Genomic DNA, 19869 nt, shown 5'->3' on the forward strand with positions numbered 1-19869 from the left:
ACGAAGCAAGGAGTGTGCATGAACCGCTTTATTATTGCGGACCCCAAATTGTGTATTGGCTGCAATACCTGTATGGCAAGCTGTTCTGCGGAACATCGGCAATATGGATTGCAGGCATTACCCCGCCTGCAGGTGATCCGCAACGCCCGCGACTCTGCGCCGGCGATGTGCCACCAGTGTGAAGATGCCCCCTGCGCGCAGGTGTGTCCGGTCAATGCTATCCGCCATCAGGATGACGCCATCGTACTGAACGAAAGCCTGTGCATCAGTTGCAAGCTGTGCGGCATCGCCTGCCCGTTCGGTGCCATTGGTTTCGGTGGCAGCACCCCACTGGCGATCCCTGCGGACTGCAACACCCCGCTGGCCTTACCTGCGCCCAAAGCACCGCGCCCGATCAGCCCCTTCCTGGATTGTGTGCCCGGTGTCCGTGCCGTGGCGGTGAAGTGCGATCTCTGCGACTTCAGCCCCGAAGGCCCCGCCTGTATCCGCACCTGTCCGACCCAGGCGATCCGGCTGGTGACCGACCAAGACGTACGCAACGCCAGCGAACAGAAAAGGCGCAATGCAATGCAGGCGCTCAACTCCGAGTTGCCGTTTGCGACCGTACCTGGATCCCACAAGGAGCCAAATTGATGATGTATGCCCTTTTGCCCGACCCGCTGTTGCTGCTGACATCAGCCCTGGTCGGATATTTACTCTGCGCCCTGTTGGGCTGGTTACTGGCCCCCTGGTCACGTATCAGCACTCTGCTGAGCGGCGGCACCTTGCTCTGCGCTGTCGCTTCGCTGTTGCCCGCGGTACAGATGCTGTTTGCGCCGCTTCACAGCGCCCGTTTGCCGTGGCTGCATTACGCAGTGGAAATCAGTGGCATCAACGCCCTGTTACTGCTGGTGATAGCTCTCTGCGGAGTCTTTGCCGCGCTGTATCACGCAGGCAGCTTATCCCGGCTGAACCCGCGTGCTCGTGGCCGGCTGGCTGGGTTAAGCAATCTGATGCTGGCGGCATTAAGCGCCGCGGTAATGGCCGATAACGCCCTGGCTCTGCTGTTGCTGCTGGAGTTGGCGGCGCTGTGCGGCTATTTCCTGATAGTCCATGCCCCGAGCGCTAAAAGCCTGCGCGCCGGTCATAGCCAATTTTTGCTGATGCGCTTGGGCACCCTGCTGCTGGTTGCCGCCTTCGCGCTGATCTATTGCCATAGCCACAGCCTGCAGTTCAGCGCTATCCGCACTACGTCATTGCCTGAAGCATTGCGTAATGCGGTATTCCTGCTGGCGTTGGCCGGGTTTGGCATTTTTGCCGGGCTGATGCCGCTACATACCTGGGTGCCACAGTCGCACAGCAGTGCGCCCGCCTCCGCGGCCATGTTGTTTTCCAGTGCGCTGATGAAGGTCGGCCTGCTGGGCATCCTGAAGATAGGGCTGGATCTGCTGGGCACGCCGCCGCTGTGGTGGGGATTACTGGTGCTGCTGTTGGCGGCCGGTACGGCTTTTTTCGGCGGGCTGTATGCGCTGATGGAGCACGACCTGCGTCGCTTGCTGGCTTATCACACCCTGGAGAATATCGGCATTATTTTGCTGGGCATCGGCGGCGCGATGGTCGGCATGGCGCTGCAACAACCGCTATTGACCGCCTTCGCGCTGATTGGCGGCCTGTTCCATCTGTTGAACCACAGCCTGTTTAAAAGCGCATTGCTGTTGGCAGCCGGGGCCATTGAACAACAGACCGGGCTGAAGGACATGGAAAAAATGGGCGGCCTGGCACGGCTGATGCCCTGGACCGCCGTTTCGCTGCTGATTGGCCTGGTGGCGATGGCCGCCTTGCCGCCGTTGAACGGTTTTGCCAGTGAATGGCTGATTTACCAGGGACTGTTCCGCTTTAGCGCAGCCCCTGGCTTTATTGGCCATTTGTTCGGCCCGCTGCTGGCCGTGGTTCTCGCCCTGACCGGTGCGCTGGCGGTCATGTGCGTCAGCAAGGTCTTTGGCGTTGCCTGTCTGGGGGCGCCACGCTGCAACGCCGCGGCGAATGCCGTACAGGCCAATGTTTGGCTGACGCTGAGCCATGCGCTGCCCGCCTTGTTGTGCCTGGTTTGTGGCCTGGGAGCGCCCTGGGCAATCCCGTTGTTTGCCCGCCTGATTGGCATCACGCCAGAACATTCGCTTTCTGTCAGCGGCTCAATGGTTTCTACCCCACTGATCGCCATTTTATTGCTGGCGATGCCGCTGCTGCCGCTGTTGATCGCGGCGCGCTATCAGACACATCGCCAACCACATCGGGTGCAAGGCAGCGCCTGGGCCTGTGGTTACGGCCATGAAGACGCGATGGTGATCACCGCCACCGGCTTTGCTCAGCCGCTGCGAGTGATGTTTGCCCCGCTGTATCAACTGCGCCGCTGGCTTCCTGCAAGGGTCAGTGATGGGTTACACCGTAACGCATTCGTTGCCTTCTGCCGCGGTCTGGCCGCCGTAGAGTTGGCGGTGCTGCTGGTCGTGGCTTTTGCCTGAGGAGATAACGATGACCTATCCCTGTGTGTTACTTGGTTTGGCGCAGGCCCTGCTGTTACTGGCTGTTGCCCCGCTGTTTGCTGGCATTAGCCGGGTGCTGCGTGCCCGAATCCATACCCGACGCGGCCCCGGCGTATTACAGGAATACCGTGATATCGCCAAACTGCTTAAGCGCCAAAGCGTGGCGCCGGGCGCTTCCGGCCTGGCCTTTCGCGCCATGCCTTACTTACTGACCGGCACCTTGCTGGCCATCGCCTGCGCGCTGCCGATGCTGACCACCGCCTCACCGCTGCCTGCCATCGGTGATGTGATCACCCTGATCTATCTGTTCGCCGTGGTGCGCTTTGTGTTCGCCATTGCCGGGCTGGATACCGGTAGCCCCTTCACCGCTATCGGTGCCAGCCGCGAAGCGGTGCTGGGTATTTTGGTTGAACCGATCCTGTTGCTGGGTTTGTGGGTAACGGCGCTGGTCGCCGGTTCTACTCAACTGGGTGCCATGGTGCAGAGCCTGCTGGGGTTGCCGCATCACGCCTGGCTGCCACTGCTGTTGGCCGGTTTGGCCTGCGCGTTCGCCACCTATATCGAAATGGGCAAGCTGCCGTTCGACATGGCGGAAGCCGAACAAGAGCTGCAGGAAGGCCCGCTGACGGAATACTCCGGCGCTGAGCTCGCCATCATCAAATGGGGCATCAGCCTCAAACAACTGGTGGTGTTGCAACTGTTCCTCGGCGTATTCCTGCCCTGGGGGCAAGCGGCGCAGCTCACCGCCCCGCAGCTGTTGACCGGACTGGTGCTGGCGCTGTTCAAGCTGCTGTGTGCGGTGGTGCTGATCGCGGTTCTCGAAAACAGCGTGGCACGTTTGCGCTTCCTCAAGACCGGCCGTACCACCTGGGCCGGTTTTGGACTGGCTTTTCTGGCGCTGGTTTCCTGGCTGGTCGTCGGCTGAACAATGATTAAGGCAATCAATAATGACTAACGAACATCAAGGCCAGCACTACCTGGCGGCATTGCAGCAACAATTTCCCGCTGCCATGCTGGCGGCAGAATGGCAAACGGCCGATCAGTTGACGGTGACCGTCAAACTCAACGCGCTGCCGGAAGTGGTGGAATGGCTGTATTACCAACAGGGCGGCTGGCTGTCGGTGCTGTTTGGTAACGACGAACGCACGCTGTGCGGCAATTACGCGCTGTATTACGTGCTGTCGATGGAGCAAGGCACCAAATGCTGGATCACGGTACGGGCCGAAGTTGACGCCCAAACGCTGGAGTTCCCTTCCGTTACGCCACGGGTGCCCGCTGCCGTCTGGGGTGAACGTGAAGTGCGCGACATGTATGGCCTGCGCCCGATTGGTTTGCCGGATGAACGCCGACTGGTACTGCCGGACGACTGGCCGGACGATCTCCACCCGCTGCGTAAAGACGCCATGGATTATCGCCAACGGCCCGCGCCAACCACCGATGTGGAAACCTATCCGTTCCAGAGCCTGGCCGGTAGCAAAGCCAACGTGGTGCCGATCGGCCCGTTGCATATCACCTCGGATGAACCGGGGCATTTCCGCCTGTTCGTCGACGGCGAAGACATCATCGATGCCGACTACCGGCTGTTCTACGTGCACCGTGGCATGGAAAAGCTGGCCGAAACCCGTATGGGCTACAACGAAGTCACCTTCCTGTCGGACCGGGTGTGCGGCATTTGCGGTTTTACCCACAGCGTGGCCTACACCAGTTCGGTGGAAAACGCGATGGGCATTCAGGTGCCGGAACGCGCCCAAATGATCCGCTCAATCCTGCTGGAAGTGGAACGCCTGCACAGCCACCTGCTGAATCTGGGGTTAGCCTGCCATTTCGTCGGTTTTGACTCCGGTTTTATGCAGTTCTTCCGGGTGCGTGAACAGTCGATGAAGATGGCTGAGATCCTGACCGGCGCGCGCAAAACCTATGGTTTGAACCTGATTGGCGGCATCCGCCGCGACATTATGAAAGACGACATGCTGCAAACCCTGCGGCTGGCGGCGCAAATGCGCAGTGAGTTGGTGGATCTGGTCGATATCTTGCTCAGTACGCCGAATACCGAACAGCGCAGCGTCGGGGTTGGCCGTCTCGATCCGCAGGTGGCTCGTGACTACAGCAACGTCGGTCCGATGATCCGCGGCAGTGGCCACCGCCGTGATACCCGTCTCGATCACCCCTTTGCCGGTTACGCCAAACTGCCGGTGGAACTCTGTGTGGAAGACGGTTGCGACGTCTATTCGCGGCTCAAGGTGCGCATTCACGAAGTGTTCAACTCGCTCGGCATCATCGAGTTCGGCCTGCAAAGCCTGCCGAGCGGGCCGCTGGCGGTGGACGGTTTCACCTATATCCCGCACCGCTTTGCCCTGGGCTTTGCCGAAGCCCCGCGCGGTGACGACATCCACTGGAGCATGACCGGCGATAACCAGAAACTGTTCCGCTGGCGCTGCCGGGCCGCGACCTACGCCAATTGGCCAACCCTGCGTTACATGCTGCGCGGCAACACGGTTTCCGATGCCCCGCTGATCATCGGCAGTCTGGATCCCTGCTACTCCTGTACCGACAGGATGACCATCGTCGACGTGCGCAAGCGCCAGTCCATCATAGTGCCGTACAAAGAAATTGAGCGTTATGGCATCGAACGGAAAAACAAACCGTTCTAACCGGAGCCCATCATGCTGAAACTGATTAAAAAAGTGCTGAAAACCGGGCCGGCCACCGTCGCCTATCCGGCCCAGCCGTTGGTGGTCGACCCGAACTTTCGTGGCAAACCCGAATACAACCCGCAGCAGTGTATTGCCTGCGGGGCCTGTGCCAACGCTTGCCCGTCCAATGCGTTGAGTATGACCACAGACCTGACCGGCGGCACGGTGCGCTGGCAGCTGTTTCTCGGGCGCTGCATCTTCTGCGCCCGCTGCGAAGAGGTTTGCCCCACCGCCGCCATCCGGCTTTCACAGCAGTTCGAGCTGGCGGTGTGGCGCAAAGAAGACTTGTACGAGCAAGCCGACTTTGCCATCTGCCATTGCCGTCAGTGTGGCAAAGCCTATGCGTCGCAGAAGGAAATTGACTATGCCATTGCGCTGCTTGGGCTGAGCAGTACAGAAACCGCCGCGCGCCGCACGCAGTTTGAAACCTGCCCGGCCTGCAAACAGCAGCAAAACCTGACCCAGGCTGACCGCATTGACGTTGGCCGCCATCTGACCCGGGAGGTCATCTCATGAATCCGCCACTGATTGGCCCGCGCGACGAAAATGGCCTGCCGGTGCCGATCACCCTCGACGACAGTATTGCCAAGCTGAAAACTACCCTGCTGAAGGATATCCGCCGCTCGGCCTATGTTTACCGGGTGGACTGCGGCGGTTGCAACGGCTGCGAAATTGAAATTTTCGCCGCTATTTCCCCGCTGTTCGACGCCGAGCGCTTCGGGATCAAAGTGGTTCCCTCACCCCGTCACGCCGATATTTTGCTGTTTACCGGGGCAGTCACCCGCGCCATGCGTATCCCGGCGATCCGCGCCTGGCAGGCGTCACCCGATCCGAAAATCAGCATCTCTTACGGTGCCTGCGGCAACAGCGGCGGCATTTTCCACGATCTCTACTGCGTCTGGGGCGGCACCGATCGCATCGTACCGGTGGATGTCTATATTCCCGGTTGTCCGCCGACGCCGGCCGCCACCATTTATGGCTTTGCCATGGCGCTCGGCCTGTTGGATCAGAAAATCAAAGGTCGCCAGCATGACGAAACTCAGGGCGAAGCCACCCGCCTGTTGCACCCAACATTGCCCCAGCCGCTGCGGGTATTGCTGGATCGCGAAGCCCGGCGGATGGCCGGCTATCGCTATGGCCGCCAGATAGCCGACCAGTTTATGCAGTTGCTGGCCGCAGACAGCCCATTGCCGGTTGAACAGCGCATTAACGTTTACCTGCAGCAGCAGGACGATATGCGTCTGAGCGAGATTGTCGGCAACCTGCAGGGGATCTATCAACGGGTACTGCGGGGGGAGCTGCGACTATGAGCCACTCCCATGCCCAGGTGGTGTTCTACTCCCTGAGCCGCAAATTCGTGCAAGAGAAAAAGGCCCCGCCCAAAGCCCAGGAGGTGATCTATTACAGCCTGGCGATTGGCCACCATCTGGGGGTGATCGACTGCCTGGAAGCCAAACTCAGCTGCCCGCTGGCCGGGTTCCGTGCCTGGGTCGCCCAATTGCCCGCAGGCAGCACCGCCCGGCGCAAGCTGGAAGGGGTCGATCGCTTCGGTGAAATCTGCATCGACAGTAGCCATACCCACCTGCTGGCCACCGCGTTGAGCGCTGCCGACCCGCAAATGAACCCCCAACAGCAAGACTGGAGCCAACAGTTGATCGCCCTGCTGCAGTCGATTGAAAACGAACCCGCCATTTATCTGATGGTCCGGAGGCATGATGACTGACGTTTTATTGTGTGTGGGCAACTGCATGATGGGCGATGACGGCGCCGGGCCGCTGTTGGCGGAGCTCTGTGCCGGCAATCCACCCGCCGGCTGGACGGTGATTGACGGCGGTGCCGCACCGGAAAATGACATCGGTCATATCCGCGAGCTGCGTCCTGCGCGGCTGGTGATTGTCGATGCCACCGATATGGGGCTGGCCGCGGGGGAAACCCGGGTGATCGATGAAAAAGACATTGCCGACATGTTCATCATGACCACCCATAACCTGCCGCTCAATTTCCTGATCGACCAACTGCGTGAAACGGTGGCGGACATTACCTTTATCGGCATTCAGCCAGAGGTGGTGGCGTTTTATTACCCGATCGGCGCGGCGGTTCGCCACGCGGTGACCACCCTGCACCAACGGCTGCATGACTGGCCAATGAATGGCGGTTATCCGCCACTGGTGGTGACGAATGTCTGACGCAGTATCGTCATTTGTGTCGACATGCCGTCGGTCACTTCGTCACCACCAGGCTAACCCTCTGCTTTTACTTGATTTTCAGGGTTGGCACGCTTTATGCCTAACCCAGGGCACAACCTATCCATAGTCATACCCGGATGAAGGGTAACTCAGGAGTTATTGATGAACCGGTTTATCATCGCCGATCCCAAGAAATGCATCGGCTGCCGTACCTGTGAAATCGCCTGTGTGATGGCACACAGCGAAAGCCAGGATATTTCAGCCCTCAACGCCGCCAGCTTCGCCCCACGTCTGCATGTGATCAAAGGCGTTAACGTCAGCACCGCCGTGCTGTGTCGCCAGTGTGAGGACGCGCCTTGCTCTAACGTCTGCCCTAATGGCGCGATTAGCCGCACCAACGGCATGGTGTTGGTGATGCAGGAACGCTGCATCGGCTGCAAAACCTGCGTGGTGGCCTGTCCTTACGGCGCGATGGAAGTGATCACCCGCCCGGTTGTCCGCCAGAACGGCGCCGTGATGAGCGCCACCACCGAGAAAGCCGAAGCCCATAAATGCGACCTGTGCATCGGCCGTGATAGCGGCCCGGCCTGTATGGAAACCTGCCCGACCAATGCGCTTCACTGTGTGGATCGCAACATGCTGCAGGAAATGAACGCCGAGAAACGTCGTCGCGCCGCGCTCGACACCCTGTCGTCACTGTTTTAGGAACTGAACCGATGAAAAAAATCACAACCGTCTGCCCTTACTGCGGTGCAGGCTGCAAAATGAAACTGGTGGTCGACAACGGCAAAATCATCCGCGCCGAGGCGGCTGACGGCGTGACCAATCAGGGCGAGCTGTGCCTGAAAGGCTATTACGGCTGGGACTTTCTCAACGATACCAAACTGCTGACGCCACGTCTGAGCCAGCCGCTGATCCGCCGTGAAAAAGGCGGCAAGTTTGAGGCCGTCAGCTGGGACGAAGCCATTAGCTACACCGCGCAGCGGCTACAGCAGATCAAGGATAAACACGGCGCCAGCGCCATCATGCACACCGGCTCTTCACGCGGTACCGGCAATGAAACCAACTACGTAATGCAGAAGTTTGCCCGTGCGGTAGTCGGTACCAACAACGTCGACTGCTGCGCCCGCGTCTGCCACGGCCCGTCGGTGGCGGGTTTGCAGGCCACGCTGGGCAACGGCGCAATGAGCAACTCGATTGGCGATATCGAAAACTCCAAATGCCTGCTGGTCATCGGTTACAACTGTGCCGATTCGCACCCTATCGTGGCTCGCCGGGTGCTGAAGGCCAAAGAGAAAGGCGCGCAAATTATCGTCTGCGACCCGCGCCGTATCGAAACCGCGCGCATTGCCGACCAGCATTTGCAGATCAAAAACGGCTGTAACATGGCGCTGGTCAATGCCTTCGCCTATACGCTGATTGAAGAAAATCTGTATGACCGCGACTACGTGGCGAAATACACCGAAGGTTTCGAGGCCTACCGCCAGCAGTTAGCGGATTACGCCCCGGAAGCGGTAGAACAGCTGACCGGCGTCAGCGCCCAGCAAATTCGCCAGGCGATGCGCACCTACGCCAGCGCCCCTTCGGCCACCATCATGTGGGGCATGGGCGTCACCCAGTTCGGTCAGGCGGTCGACGTGGTCAAAGGGCTCGCCAGTCTGGCCTTGCTGACCGGTAACCTGGGCCGGGCCAACGTGGGGGTTGGGCCGGTACGTGGGCAGAACAACGTTCAGGGTGCCTGTGACATGGGCGTACTGCCCAATGAGTTCCCTGGTTATCAGGCCGTCACCGACGCCGCAGTACGCGCCAAGTTCGCCGCCGCCTGGGGCATTGACGCTGCCAAAATGGACCCGGAAGTCGGCTACCGCATCACCGAGATCCCACATTTGGTGCATGAAGGCAAAGTGAAGGCCTACTACATCATGGGGGAAGATCCGTTACAGACCGAAGCCGATCTGAGCCTGGTGCGCGGCGCGTTCGAGGCGCTGGAATTTGTGGTAGTACAAGACATCTTTATGACCAAAACCGCCGAACAGGCCGATGTGATCCTGCCTGCCACCTCCTGGGGTGAGCATGGCGGCGTGTTCTCCTGCGCCGATCGCGGGTTCCAGCGCTTCGAGAAGGCCATTGAACCGCAGTACAACGTCAAGCGCGACTGGGAGATTATCAGCCTGCTGGCCACCGCGATGGGTTATCCGATGCATTACGACGATAACCAGCAAATCTGGGATGAAATGCGTGAGCTTTGCCCACTGTTTTATGGTGCCACCTACGAAAAAATGGGTGAACTGGGCCATGTGCAATGGCCTTGCACCACGCTGGAAAGTCAGGGCACCCCTTACCTGTATCAGGGCAACCAGTTCACCACCCCGACCGGTAAAGGCCAACTGTTCGCCACCACCTGGCGTGCCCCGGCGGAAGTGCCGGATGCAGATTATCCGCTGGTGCTCTGTACCGTGCGTGAGGTCGGCCACTACTCCTGCCGTTCGATGACCGGCAACTGCGCCGCGCTGCAAACCCTGGCGGATGAGCCCGGTTTTGTGCAGATCAATCCGCAGGATGCCGAAGCGTTGGGTATTGCCGACCAACAACTGGTGTGGGTCAGTTCGCGCCGCGGCAAGGTGATCAGCCGTGCCAACTATAACGAACGTATTAACCTGGGCGCGGTGTATATGACCTACCAGTGGTGGATCGGTGCCTGTAACGAGCTGACCCAGGAGAATTTGGACCCGATCTCCAAAACGCCGGAAACCAAATACTGCGCGGTAAAACTGGCGGCCATTGCCGATCAGAACTGGGCGGAAAACTATGCACAGCAGAGCTACAGCGATATGAAGGCCCGCCTGCGTCGCGCGGCTGAAGATGTGATGTAAAGCTGCACCGTCACTTTGTAGGGGGCGAATGAATTCGCCCCGATTCACCCACAGAGAGTAATAAAAAGTGTCCCATTCAGGATTACTGCTGCGCATCAGCGGCAAGGTACAGGGCGTCGGCTTTCGGCCTTTTGTCTGGCAACTGGCCGAACAGCTCAACCTGCGTGGTGAAGTCTGGAACGACAGCGCCGGGGTGGAAATTCGCCTGGTAGAACCCGTCGATCTTGAAGTGCTCCTGCACGTGTTACACCAACAGGCGCCACCGTTGGCACAAATAGATCGCATTCAGCAGCGTTCGTTTACCTGGCTGCAAGCCCCTACCGATTTCAGTATCCGCCCCAGCCAAAACGGTGCTATGGCAACCCAGATAGTGCCGGATGCCGCAACCTGTCCACAATGCCTGCAGGAAATGAACGATCCGCAGGATCGACGCTACCGTTACCCCTTTATCAACTGCACCCATTGCGGGCCCCGTTTTACCATTATTCGCGCCATGCCCTACGATCGCCCGGCGACCAGCATGGCGCCCTTCACCCTCTGTCCACACTGTGCCTGGGAATACCATTCTGCGCAGGACCGACGTTTTCATGCCCAACCGGTGGCCTGCAGCCATTGTGGCCCACAGCTGTTTAGCTGTCTGGCGTCAGGACAGACGCAGCATCAGGGGAATGAAGCGCTACAACAGGCGGTTACCGCGTTGGCCGCCGGGCAGATTGTGGCGATCAAAGGCCTGGGCGGTTTTCACCTGGCTTGCGACGCCACCGACACCCAGGCCGTCGAGCGTCTGCGGCTGCGTAAACGGCGGCCAGGTAAACCTCTGGCGGTCATGTTGCCGGACACGGATTGGCTGGTACGCTGCGCCAATGGCGTTGACCAGCCGCAATTGCAAACGTTGTTAACTTCACCCGCCGCGCCTGTGGTATTGGTCCCCCAATCCCCTTACTCGCCGCTGTCTGCCGCCGTAGCTCCGGGGTTGGATGAGGTCGGCCTGATGCTGCCGGCTAACCCGATTCAACATTTACTGATGCAGGCAATACAGCGCCCGCTGGTGATGACCTCAGGCAATGCCGCTGGCCGAGCCCCGGCGTTAACCAATGACCAGGCATTGGCTGATTTGGCCGAGATTGCCGATCTGTGGCTGATGCACGATCGCGAGATCCTGCAACGCGCTGACGACTCGCTGGTGCGTTTGCTGCCCGAAGGCCATGAGATGCTGCGCCGGGCGCGCGGGTTCGTTCCCGACGCCCTGCCGCTGCCGCCCGGTTTCCCTGCTCAGCAGGCGCTACTGGCGGTGGGTGGAGATCGCAAAAATACCTTTTGCCTGGTTCAGGGAAATCAGGCCCTGCTCAGTGCGCATTTTGGCGATTTGGAGCAAGAGGATATTCAACAACAGTGGCAACAGGCCATCAAGCACTTCACCGGCTTGTACCATTGCCAGCCGCAGCGGTTGGCCAGCGATGCCCACCCCGGTTATGTCAGCCATCAATGGGCGGCCCGGCAGTCGCTGCCGGTGACCCCGGTGCTGCATCATCATGCGCATCTGGCCGCTTGTCTGGCCGAGCACCGTTGGCCACTGGAGGGCGGTGCAGTCATCGGCCTGGCGCTGGATGGTCTCGGCTACGGTCAGGGCGGTGCCCTGTGGGGCGGCGAGTGTCTGCTGGTCGATTACCGCCGTTGCCGTCATCTCGGGGGATTACCCGCCGTGGCGCTGCCCGGCGGTGACCTTGCGGCACAACAACCCTGGCGTAATCAGTTGGCACATTTCGCGCGCTTCGTGCCGGACTGGCAAAGCTACCCTCAGGCCGAACGGCTGTTGGCTTCCCCATGGCGACCGCTGCTGCAAGCGATTAACGCGGGTATTAATGCCCCGCTGGCTTCCTCCTGCGGCCGTTTGTTTGACGCCGCCGCCGCCGCCCTGGGCTGTGCCCCGGCGCAACAAAGTTGGGAAGGTGAAGCGGCCAGCCGGTTTGAAGCGCTGGCGCACCAAAGTGGGCCTTGCCCACACCAGGTGACATTGTCACTTGTCGACGAGCAATTTGATCTTGCCGCGTTCTGGCAACGGTGGCTGACCTGGCAAGCGCCCGCCCCGCAACGGGCCTGGGCATTTCACGATGCGCTGGCGCAGGGCTTTGCCAGTCTGGCCAGGCATTTTGCCCTGCAGTATGGCATTGGGCATGTGGCATTGAGCGGCGGCGTGCTGCATAACCGCCTGCTGCGACAACGTCTGCAGCACCATCTGGCCCCGTTGCAGGTGTTACTGCCACAACAACTGCCTGCGGGTGACGGCGGGCTGGCGCTGGGTCAGGCGCTGGTCGCCTGCGCCCAACACTCTCCGGCTTCTTCTTCTACCTTTGACAGGACCTGACATGTTAAACCGCGAGTTTTTCCGCACTAATACCCGCGCCTTTTGGTTATTACTGGCGCTGGTGGCGTTAAATCTGTTGGCCTGGGGAGCCGCTTTTGCCGCCTTCCATCGCTACCCGGCGTTAATCGCAGCCGCTTTGCTGGCATATGGCTACGGGCTGCGTCATGCGGTGGATGCTGACCATATCGCCGCTATCGATAACGTCACCCGCAAGCTGATGCAGCAAGGCCAGCGACCGGTGTCCGTCGGTGCATTCTTCTCTTTGGGCCACTCCAGCATCGTGATCCTGGCCTGTATTGCCATTGCCGCCACTTCATTGGCATTTGGCGACCGTATCGGCTGGCTGCATCAGTACGGCGCGACACTGGGCACGCTGATCTCCTCGCTGTTCCTGCTGGCGATGGCGCTATTGAACTGGCTGATTTTCCGCGATGTTTACCGCATTTTCCGCCAGGTGAAACGCGGGGAAAAACTGGTGGAACAAGATGTGGCCCTGCTGGTTAACGGTAGCGGCGGCGTGATGACGCGCCTGTATCGCTTTGCTTTTAATCTGGTGAATAAAAGCTGGCATATGTATCTGGTCGGCTTTTTATTTGGCCTGGGTTTCGACACCGCCACCGAAGTCGGCCTGTTGGGCATCTCCGCGGCGGGCGCCACTTCCGGCCTGTCGGTCTGGTCAATCATGCTGTTCCCGTTGCTGTTCGCCAGCGGCATGGCGCTGATTGACTCGCTGGATAATTTCGTGATGGTCGGCGCTTATGGCTGGGCCTTCAATAAACCGATCCGCAAGCTGTATTACAACATGACCATTACCGCCACCAGCGTGGCGATTGCTCTGGTGATCGGCGGCCTGGAAGGTTTGGGATTGTTGGTCGACAAACTGGGGTTACAAGGCGGCCTGTGGCGCGGGGTTGAAGTCCTCAATGACCATATGGGCAGCGTTGGTTACGCCGCCATCGTGCTGTTTGTGGTGTTGTGGGCATTGTCCGCGCTGAATTACCGGCGCAAAAACTATGACTCGCTGCCCCTCTAGTCCCCTTACCGGCAGCCACCGAGGCTGCCGGTAAAAAACACTTCATTCGTTATTAAATTCTTTCAATTAATATTATAATCCAGGTTATTAATCAACCTGATCAGAATGTTATCTTTATTAACCAATAACAATAAGTTATTTAAATAACGACAAATTACAATAAAAATACTTAAGAAAAAACGACGTATCTTGGCAATTCAGACTATGTTTATTAATGTTGTAACTCATCCGCGGCCAAATAAAGTGCAAGTTCATTGCTGTTTTATTTGGCCGCCAATAAATCAATGTAGTAAGCAGCAGTCAGGAGTATAATCATGACAACAATATTTTTCATTGGTGATGATCATGAAAAAGATGGCACAATAACTGCCGGAACGTTAATTTTTTCAGAGTTTGGATTTAATCCTGAAAAAGATAATTATATTTTATTACTTGAATCAGAGGAAGACAATGGAGATAAAGGCTTTATTCCGAAAACTGATTATGAAATTGAGCTGGCGGTTATTCTTGATCAGAAACCTAAAGGAAAAGATAGCGCCACACTAAGGTCATTAATGAATAATAGTGACAATAACGTTTATGGCTTTGATAATAACAACCCTACCTTTAGCGTTGCGCGACAGAACCAACAGAGAAAGTCCCTGCAAAAGTACGTCACCAAGAACAAAGACACAAAGGGAGCCCTTTATTACGTCATTGTTGTCGGTGCAGCCCACCTGGAGCCACGCACGGACGTTAAGGGATGGGTAGTTCTGCAAAATAATGAGGGTGATTTTTATGGTTCCAACTGTCAAATAGCCGTCAGTATTCCAGATTAGAATCGCATTCTCGCGCTGTTCGTCACCACCGTAATCCAGGCAATATTCAATCATAACTTATTAATACAGGTGATATTATGTCCATTGATAAAACACAGATGACTAATGCCATCAATGCGGCGTTAGCTGAACTTCATTCTGCAATAAGAATCGATAATTTAAACTCAGATAAAACCACTGACGGCTCAATTGGTTGCACCCAATTCGCCGGAGCCGTTTATGAAAAGGCCGGAGGAAAGGATACGGATAAAAGTTACAGAATCAAAGTCAATAACCTGACCGGCGATGAACTTAAAAAATATAAAAATGGCGATCTGGTTAATATATTGCTCAACTATGATAACTGGGATTACACTCACGCATGCTGCGTTTATTTTTCTTCAGACACCTCGTATGTTATTCAGACCTACCTTAACCACACCGTACGCATTGTCACCTCATTTGAACACGCTGTATTAAATCAACGTTGGCATCAATATGCAGAGACCAAAGGCGGCAATGCCGAAGTCTTTAATTCGCTGTTTTCAGTCAAGCCAGTGGACCTGCCCAATGTGGTCGAAGTTATTATCACTGAATTACTTTGAGGCAACTTGGCACATTCAATCCCTTTGACGGCAGCCCAACATTCCCGGGTTGGGCTGCCACCAGCGTGGGCTTGATTAACGGATAATATAGGTCCCCTTACCTGCGGATTTGGCCCGATACATGGCATCGTCCGCTTTGGTCAGCAGGGCCTCGGCGGTAATATCACCGCCAGAAGTAATGGCTGCGCCGATACTGGCGGAAAGACTCACTTTTTGATTGCCGACCTGGTCCATTGCCGCCAGCTTGACCAATACGCTCTCGCAAAACGCGCTGACCTGAAGTTGCGGGTGCGCCAAAGGCCAGAGGATAACCGTAAACTCATCGCCGGCGAGGCGTGAAACGCTGTGATGAGGCCCGGCACAGGCATTGAGCAATTCTGCAAAGGTTTTCAGGATAAGATCGCCGAAATCATGGCCAAAGCTGTCATTCAGCGTTTTGAATCCATCAAGATCGATAAACAACAACGCCATCTGCTGTTGTGGGCAACAAGCCTGCAGCGTTGCGCCTAACCGAAGCAGGAAAGCCCGCCGATTGGTTAGCCCGGTCAGCATGTCATGCGAGACGTCGTATTCTAACCGCCGCTGCAAACGTTTAAGCTCGGTAATATCCATGGAAAGAATATAGAAGCCCTGGGTTTCACTGGGTACCAGGGTGGTATGAATGATCGCTGTCCCCTGGCGCGTTTGCAGTTCATTCTCAAAACTGACGGTTTCTCCCTGTAACGCCCGCTCGATCATCGGTCTGGCTACGGCATAAGCCTCGTCGCCCATAAATGCCTGTACGGTCATGGTGTTGAGCTGAGATTCATCCAGACCAAACCAGCTTTTGTAAGCACTGTTGGCGAACAGATAACGTTCATTGGCGTCAATCTGACTGATCAAGGCCGGCATATTATCGGTAATGGCCCGCAGGCGTTCTTTCTCACTACTCAGTTGCAGCTCGGTGAGCGCCCGATTGGCAATCTCATGATTGAGTTTATTGACGGCAAAATTCAACTCACGGGTACGTGTCACTACCCTGTCTTCCAGCTCATGTTGCAGTGCATAGAGGTCGGCCTCGGCCGCTTTACGCTCGCTGATATCGACAATGACCGAGATAAAATGATGAGGCTCGCCATTCGGCAAACGATTGAGCGACACCGTCAGTTGAACCCAAATTGTTGAACCATCGGCGCGGATATAACGCTTTTCCATCGAATAGGTGTCTATTTCATTGGCTAACAGTTGTTTCAACAGCCCGAGATCGGTGTGCAGGTCTTCGCGATAGGTGATGTCCTGGAAGGTGCGATCCAGCAATTCTCTCTCAGAATATCCCAGCATTTCACAGATCCGCGGGTTCACCCGTAGCCAATATCCCTCCAGCGAGACCAGGGCCATGCCCACTGCCGCCTGCGAAAAGGTTTGTTCAAACAGGGCTTCGGTACGTTGCAGGTTTGATTTCAGACTCTCGGTATAGAGATCACGCTCGATGCTGTGCAGATACTCTTCGATAACGGCGGCAAAATCGCGTAAATCATGCACCATCTCAGAAGAAAACGCCTGTGGATGACCGTCGATAATGCATAAGGTGCCCAACGGCAGGCCGTCCAGTGACAACAAGGGTTGCCCGGCATAGAAACCGATTTTTGGCCCGCCGGTGACCAGGGGGTTGTCAAAGAAACGCGGGTCAACCGCAGTATCCGGTACCACCAACGCGTCTCGCTGCAAAATGGCATGGCCACAAAACGAAATGTTGCGTGGCGTCTCTCGTGCCTCCAGACCCGAGCGAGAAAGGAACCATTGACGCTCGCGGTCGATTAACGAAATCAGGGCAATACTGACGCCAAAATATTTGGCGGCCAGGCGCGTGACGCGGTCTAATTTCTCTACCGAATTCGTGTCCAGTATGTTCAGTGAATGCAGAACCGATAGCCGTTCGGTTTCATTTTCTGGAAAACAGGGTTCGTACATAAGTTGCTCCGGCTTATCTTTTCTCGGCGATGCTGATTCACAACCTGCATGGCTAGCCGTTGCCTTTAATGGCTTAACACCGCACCGTAAATGACTTATTTCATTCAGCTTAGACGGTTTTCTCATTTTTTTCGGATAATTGCTTATGGCGACAAAAATGCCCGAAAATTTATCGGGCATTAAGTGGGGAAAAACATCAATCTGTAGCGAGGCTAATCAACGCCGTGGCTCCGAGTCCTTAAATCCGGGATAAATACTCTTCCAACACCAATGGGTAACCACCACCAGCGGGTTGCTCGACCGGTACATCCGTAAAGGCGCTGGCTTCGGCCACCCATTTACGCTGTGGTGGCAAACCCCAGGGTAACAGTTGCTGGCGCTGATCGGCGGCGAGCAGGTTGGTTTCCAGCTCGATATCGATCATCTGATAAGGGGTGTTGTGCAATTCGATGCGATGACCATCGGGGTCGCGAAGATACACAAACAGCACGTGCCCCATACCGTGCCTGCCCGGCCCGCGTTCAACGGCGTCGCCAAACCCCAGATTACCGGCGGTATCGCAGGCGCGCAGGATCTCTTGCGAGTCGGGAATGGTGTAACCGAAATGGTGCAGGCGTGGCCCCGGGCCATGCAAATACACCAGATCCTGAGTGTTGCCCTTGCGTTGTAAAAAAGCGGCGCCCAGGCCTTGTTGATTAAAATAGATATCCGATGCGCGGAAACCCAACTGCGTCATATAAAACTCAGCCGCCCGCTGCACGTGGGGGGTGTGCAACTGGAAGTGGTCCAGTCGTTGGACACTGCCGCCGCGATACAAATGCACCTGATGATGTAAACGCGGCACTACCGGCATGGAGGCGCAAAGCTCGATCAGTGCGCCGGTCGGATCGGTAAAATGCAGGGTGCGCCCCTGAAAAGGCACTTCGGCCCAGTGATTATCCATCCCCCGCTGATCGAAAAACAGTTTGGCCAGTTCCAAATCCTTTTCCCTGAACACCCGCAAGCCGATGCGTTCACAGTGGGGTTCCGCCTTGCTCAGCTTGATCACCAGACTGTGGTGGCAGGCTTCTTCCAATCCGCGTAGATACAGCCGGTGGTCTTCCTTGTGGGTCAACACCATACCGGCCACCTGAGTATAAAATAGCTCGCTGGCGGCCAGATTCTGTGAGGTCAACACCAGATGACTGGCACGGGTTATGGCAAAAGGAGGATCGTATTGAGTCACGGGTATGCTGGTCATTGCGGTTCCTTGGCTGCTTGGTCAGAAGAGTCCCTCAGGCACCGGGATCTTCCATCACTGGATTGCTGAGGGTGCCGATACCGGCAATGGCGACCTCAACCCGGTCCCCTGCCTTCATCCACACCGGTGGTTGCCTGAATGCACCGACCCCTCCCGGTGTGCCGGTCACCAGCACATCGCCTGGCAACAGATCGGTAAAGGTTGAGCAGTATTCAATCAACGCTGGGATAGAGAAAATCAGCTCGTCGACCGAGGCTTGCTGCATCAGCTGTCCATTAAGGCGAGTTTCCAGGGTTAGCGTCCGGGGATCGGGGATCTCATCCGCGCTGACCATCCAGGGACCGAAGGCCGCCGTGTGACGAAAATTCTTACCGGCGGTGAATTGTGAACTGTGTCGCTGCCAGTCACGTACGCTACCGTCGTTATAACAGGCGTAACCCGCCACGTGCGGCATGGCGTCACGCTGGGTAATACGACTGCCACCTTTGCCGATCACCACCGCCAGTTCGCCTTCATAGTCAAACTGAACCGACTCTGGCGGGAGCAGTAGCGGTTGATTCTGGCCTACTTGTGAAGTCGGCAGCCGCAGAAACAGCGTCGGACGCTCCGGCTCTGGACGGCCGGTTTCCAGCAGATGCGGCCGGTAATTCAGGCCAACGCAAATAATCTTGTCCGGATGGGGCACCGGCGGTAACCAACTGACCTCGCTTGCCCGCACAGTGGACGGCGCGTACAGAAACGGCAGGAACACGCTAAAACTGCCTGCGGCTAACGCGCTACGCAGGTCCGGATAGGGTAATAACCGGCTGCAGTCGACAATTTCATCCTCTCCGCGCAGCAGGCCATACCCCGCACGCCCCTGGCTAATAAAACTGACAATTTTCATTGCGCCTCCGGATTTGGGTTATCGATCTGCTGGATGATCCGCTGTACGGTGCTTTGATAATGTTGACTCAGCAAATCAGCGGCAAGATCGGCGTTGCGCGCCAACACCGCATCCATGATCGCCTGGTGCTCGCCGTCGACGTCGCGTGGAGTGTCGACGCCCTCCAGTTCATAACCAAACCGCAAGCGACGATAGCGCTCGGACTGATCAAACAGTAAATCAGAAAAACGCAGCATCCACGGCGATTGGCAGGCCATCAACAGGCTGCGGTGAAAGCTGTAATGGAGTTGACTCCAGTTGGCGGAATGGTGCTGGTTTTCATCATCAATACGTGGGCAGCGCGTCAGGCGGTGAAAGGCGGCAATAATCCCCGCTTCCCATTCCGCATCGCCATTGGCAATCGCCAGCCGTAACGCATGGGTTTCGATCAACTGCCGATTGGCGGTAATGTCTTTCAATTCGCTGAGTGAGACTTCACTGGCACGAAAACCACGTTGTTCATGTGCGGTTACCAGCCCTTCCGTGACCAAACGCGACAGCGCTTCACGCACCAGTCCGGGGCTAATGTCCAGTTCAGCGGCGATATTGCCGATCACCAGTTTGCTGCCCGGCGGATATTCGCCGTTAATAATCCGCCGACGGATCAGCGCCACCGCCGCACCGCTCAGACTTTTAAAGGCACCGTTGTGTAATTCTTGTTTGCTGTTCATTCGCTTTAT

18 protein-coding genes are annotated in these 19869 nt (G+C 57.0%); 14 read left to right on the top strand and 4 right to left on the bottom strand.

The annotated features are described in order from the left end of the window. Positions 1–18 precede the first annotated feature (18 nt). From FCL49_RS02470 to FCL49_RS02535, 14 genes are all read left to right on the top strand, one after another. Positions 19–633, top strand: coding sequence for a 4Fe-4S dicluster domain-containing protein (locus FCL49_RS02470; protein WP_174352278.1), 615 nt, complete (start codon positions 19–21; stop codon positions 631–633). Further along, on the top strand, positions 633–2501 hold the full coding sequence (locus FCL49_RS02475; protein ID WP_174352279.1) for a proton-conducting transporter transmembrane domain-containing protein: 1869 nt from the start codon (positions 633–635) through the stop codon (positions 2499–2501). Before FCL49_RS02470 ends, FCL49_RS02475 begins: the two co-directional genes overlap by 1 nt. A 10-nt stretch (positions 2502–2511) precedes the next feature. Next, the gene (locus FCL49_RS02480) at positions 2512–3447 is read left to right on the top strand and encodes a respiratory chain complex I subunit 1 family protein (protein WP_174352280.1); all 936 of its coding nucleotides are present in this window, start codon (positions 2512–2514) and stop codon (positions 3445–3447) included. Between the two features lie 22 nt (positions 3448–3469). Further along, on the top strand, positions 3470–5173 hold the full coding sequence (locus FCL49_RS02485; RefSeq protein ID WP_174352281.1) for a hydrogenase large subunit: 1704 nt from the start codon (positions 3470–3472) through the stop codon (positions 5171–5173). Positions 5174–5185: 12 nt separating this feature from the next. After that, on the top strand, positions 5186–5731 hold the full coding sequence (locus FCL49_RS02490; RefSeq protein WP_174352282.1) for a formate hydrogenlyase complex iron-sulfur subunit: 546 nt from the start codon (positions 5186–5188) through the stop codon (positions 5729–5731). Beyond that, entirely contained in the window at positions 5728–6525 is a 798-nt protein-coding gene (locus FCL49_RS02495; RefSeq protein ID WP_174352283.1) for an NADH-quinone oxidoreductase subunit B family protein, read from the top strand. The genes FCL49_RS02490 and FCL49_RS02495 overlap by 4 nt, the downstream gene beginning before the upstream one ends. Beyond that, positions 6522–6938, top strand: a complete 417-nt coding sequence (locus FCL49_RS02500; protein WP_174352284.1) for a formate hydrogenlyase maturation HycH family protein — start codon at positions 6522–6524, stop codon at positions 6936–6938. Before FCL49_RS02495 ends, FCL49_RS02500 begins: the two co-directional genes overlap by 4 nt. After that, positions 6931–7401 (top strand): hydrogenase maturation peptidase HycI, encoded by a 471-nt coding sequence (hycI, locus tag FCL49_RS02505; RefSeq protein ID WP_174352285.1) that lies wholly within the window; start codon positions 6931–6933, stop codon positions 7399–7401. Before FCL49_RS02500 ends, hycI begins: the two co-directional genes overlap by 8 nt. A 162-nt stretch (positions 7402–7563) precedes the next feature. Beyond that, positions 7564–8106, top strand: coding sequence for an electron transport protein HydN (hydN, locus tag FCL49_RS02510; protein WP_174352286.1), 543 nt, complete (start codon positions 7564–7566; stop codon positions 8104–8106). Between the two features lie 11 nt (positions 8107–8117). Then, positions 8118–10274 (top strand): formate dehydrogenase subunit alpha, encoded by a 2157-nt coding sequence (gene fdhF, locus FCL49_RS02515; RefSeq protein WP_174352287.1) that lies wholly within the window; start codon positions 8118–8120, stop codon positions 10272–10274. 67 nt (positions 10275–10341) lie between these two features. Next, positions 10342–12639 (top strand): carbamoyltransferase HypF, encoded by a 2298-nt coding sequence (gene hypF, locus FCL49_RS02520; protein ID WP_174352288.1) that lies wholly within the window; start codon positions 10342–10344, stop codon positions 12637–12639. A 1-nt stretch (position 12640) separates the two neighbouring features. After that, positions 12641–13672 (top strand): HoxN/HupN/NixA family nickel/cobalt transporter, encoded by a 1032-nt coding sequence (locus FCL49_RS02525; RefSeq protein WP_174352289.1) that lies wholly within the window; start codon positions 12641–12643, stop codon positions 13670–13672. 314 nt (positions 13673–13986) lie between these two features. Beyond that, on the top strand, positions 13987–14490 hold the full coding sequence (locus FCL49_RS02530; protein WP_174352290.1) for a hypothetical protein: 504 nt from the start codon (positions 13987–13989) through the stop codon (positions 14488–14490). Positions 14491–14567: 77 nt separating this feature from the next. Beyond that, on the top strand, positions 14568–15074 hold the full coding sequence (locus FCL49_RS02535) for a hypothetical protein (RefSeq protein WP_174352291.1): 507 nt from the start codon (positions 14568–14570) through the stop codon (positions 15072–15074). A gap of 75 nt (positions 15075–15149) precedes the next feature. Here the strand turns inward: FCL49_RS02535 and FCL49_RS02540 are convergent, their stop codons facing one another. From FCL49_RS02540 to FCL49_RS02555, 4 genes are all read right to left on the bottom strand, one after another. Continuing rightward, positions 15150–17024: a PAS domain S-box protein gene (locus FCL49_RS02540; protein ID WP_174352292.1), complete on the bottom strand. Its 1875-nt coding sequence runs from the start codon at positions 17022–17024 to the stop codon at positions 15150–15152. Between the two features lie 238 nt (positions 17025–17262). Continuing rightward, a complete protein-coding gene (locus FCL49_RS02545) occupies positions 17263–18264 on the bottom strand; it encodes a VOC family protein (RefSeq protein ID WP_174352293.1) in 1002 nt (333 codons plus the stop codon). A gap of 34 nt (positions 18265–18298) precedes the next feature. Beyond that, positions 18299–19150 (bottom strand): fumarylacetoacetate hydrolase family protein, encoded by an 852-nt coding sequence (locus tag FCL49_RS02550; RefSeq protein WP_174352294.1) that lies wholly within the window; start codon positions 19148–19150, stop codon positions 18299–18301. Then, positions 19147–19860: a GntR family transcriptional regulator gene (locus tag FCL49_RS02555; RefSeq protein ID WP_174352295.1), complete on the bottom strand. Its 714-nt coding sequence runs from the start codon at positions 19858–19860 to the stop codon at positions 19147–19149. The genes FCL49_RS02550 and FCL49_RS02555 overlap by 4 nt, the downstream gene beginning before the upstream one ends. Positions 19861–19869 lie beyond the last annotated feature (9 nt).

The sequence above is a fragment of the Serratia proteamaculans genome (assembly GCF_013337185.1).
Taxonomy (GTDB): Bacteria; Pseudomonadota; Gammaproteobacteria; order Enterobacterales; family Enterobacteriaceae; genus Serratia; species Serratia proteamaculans_D.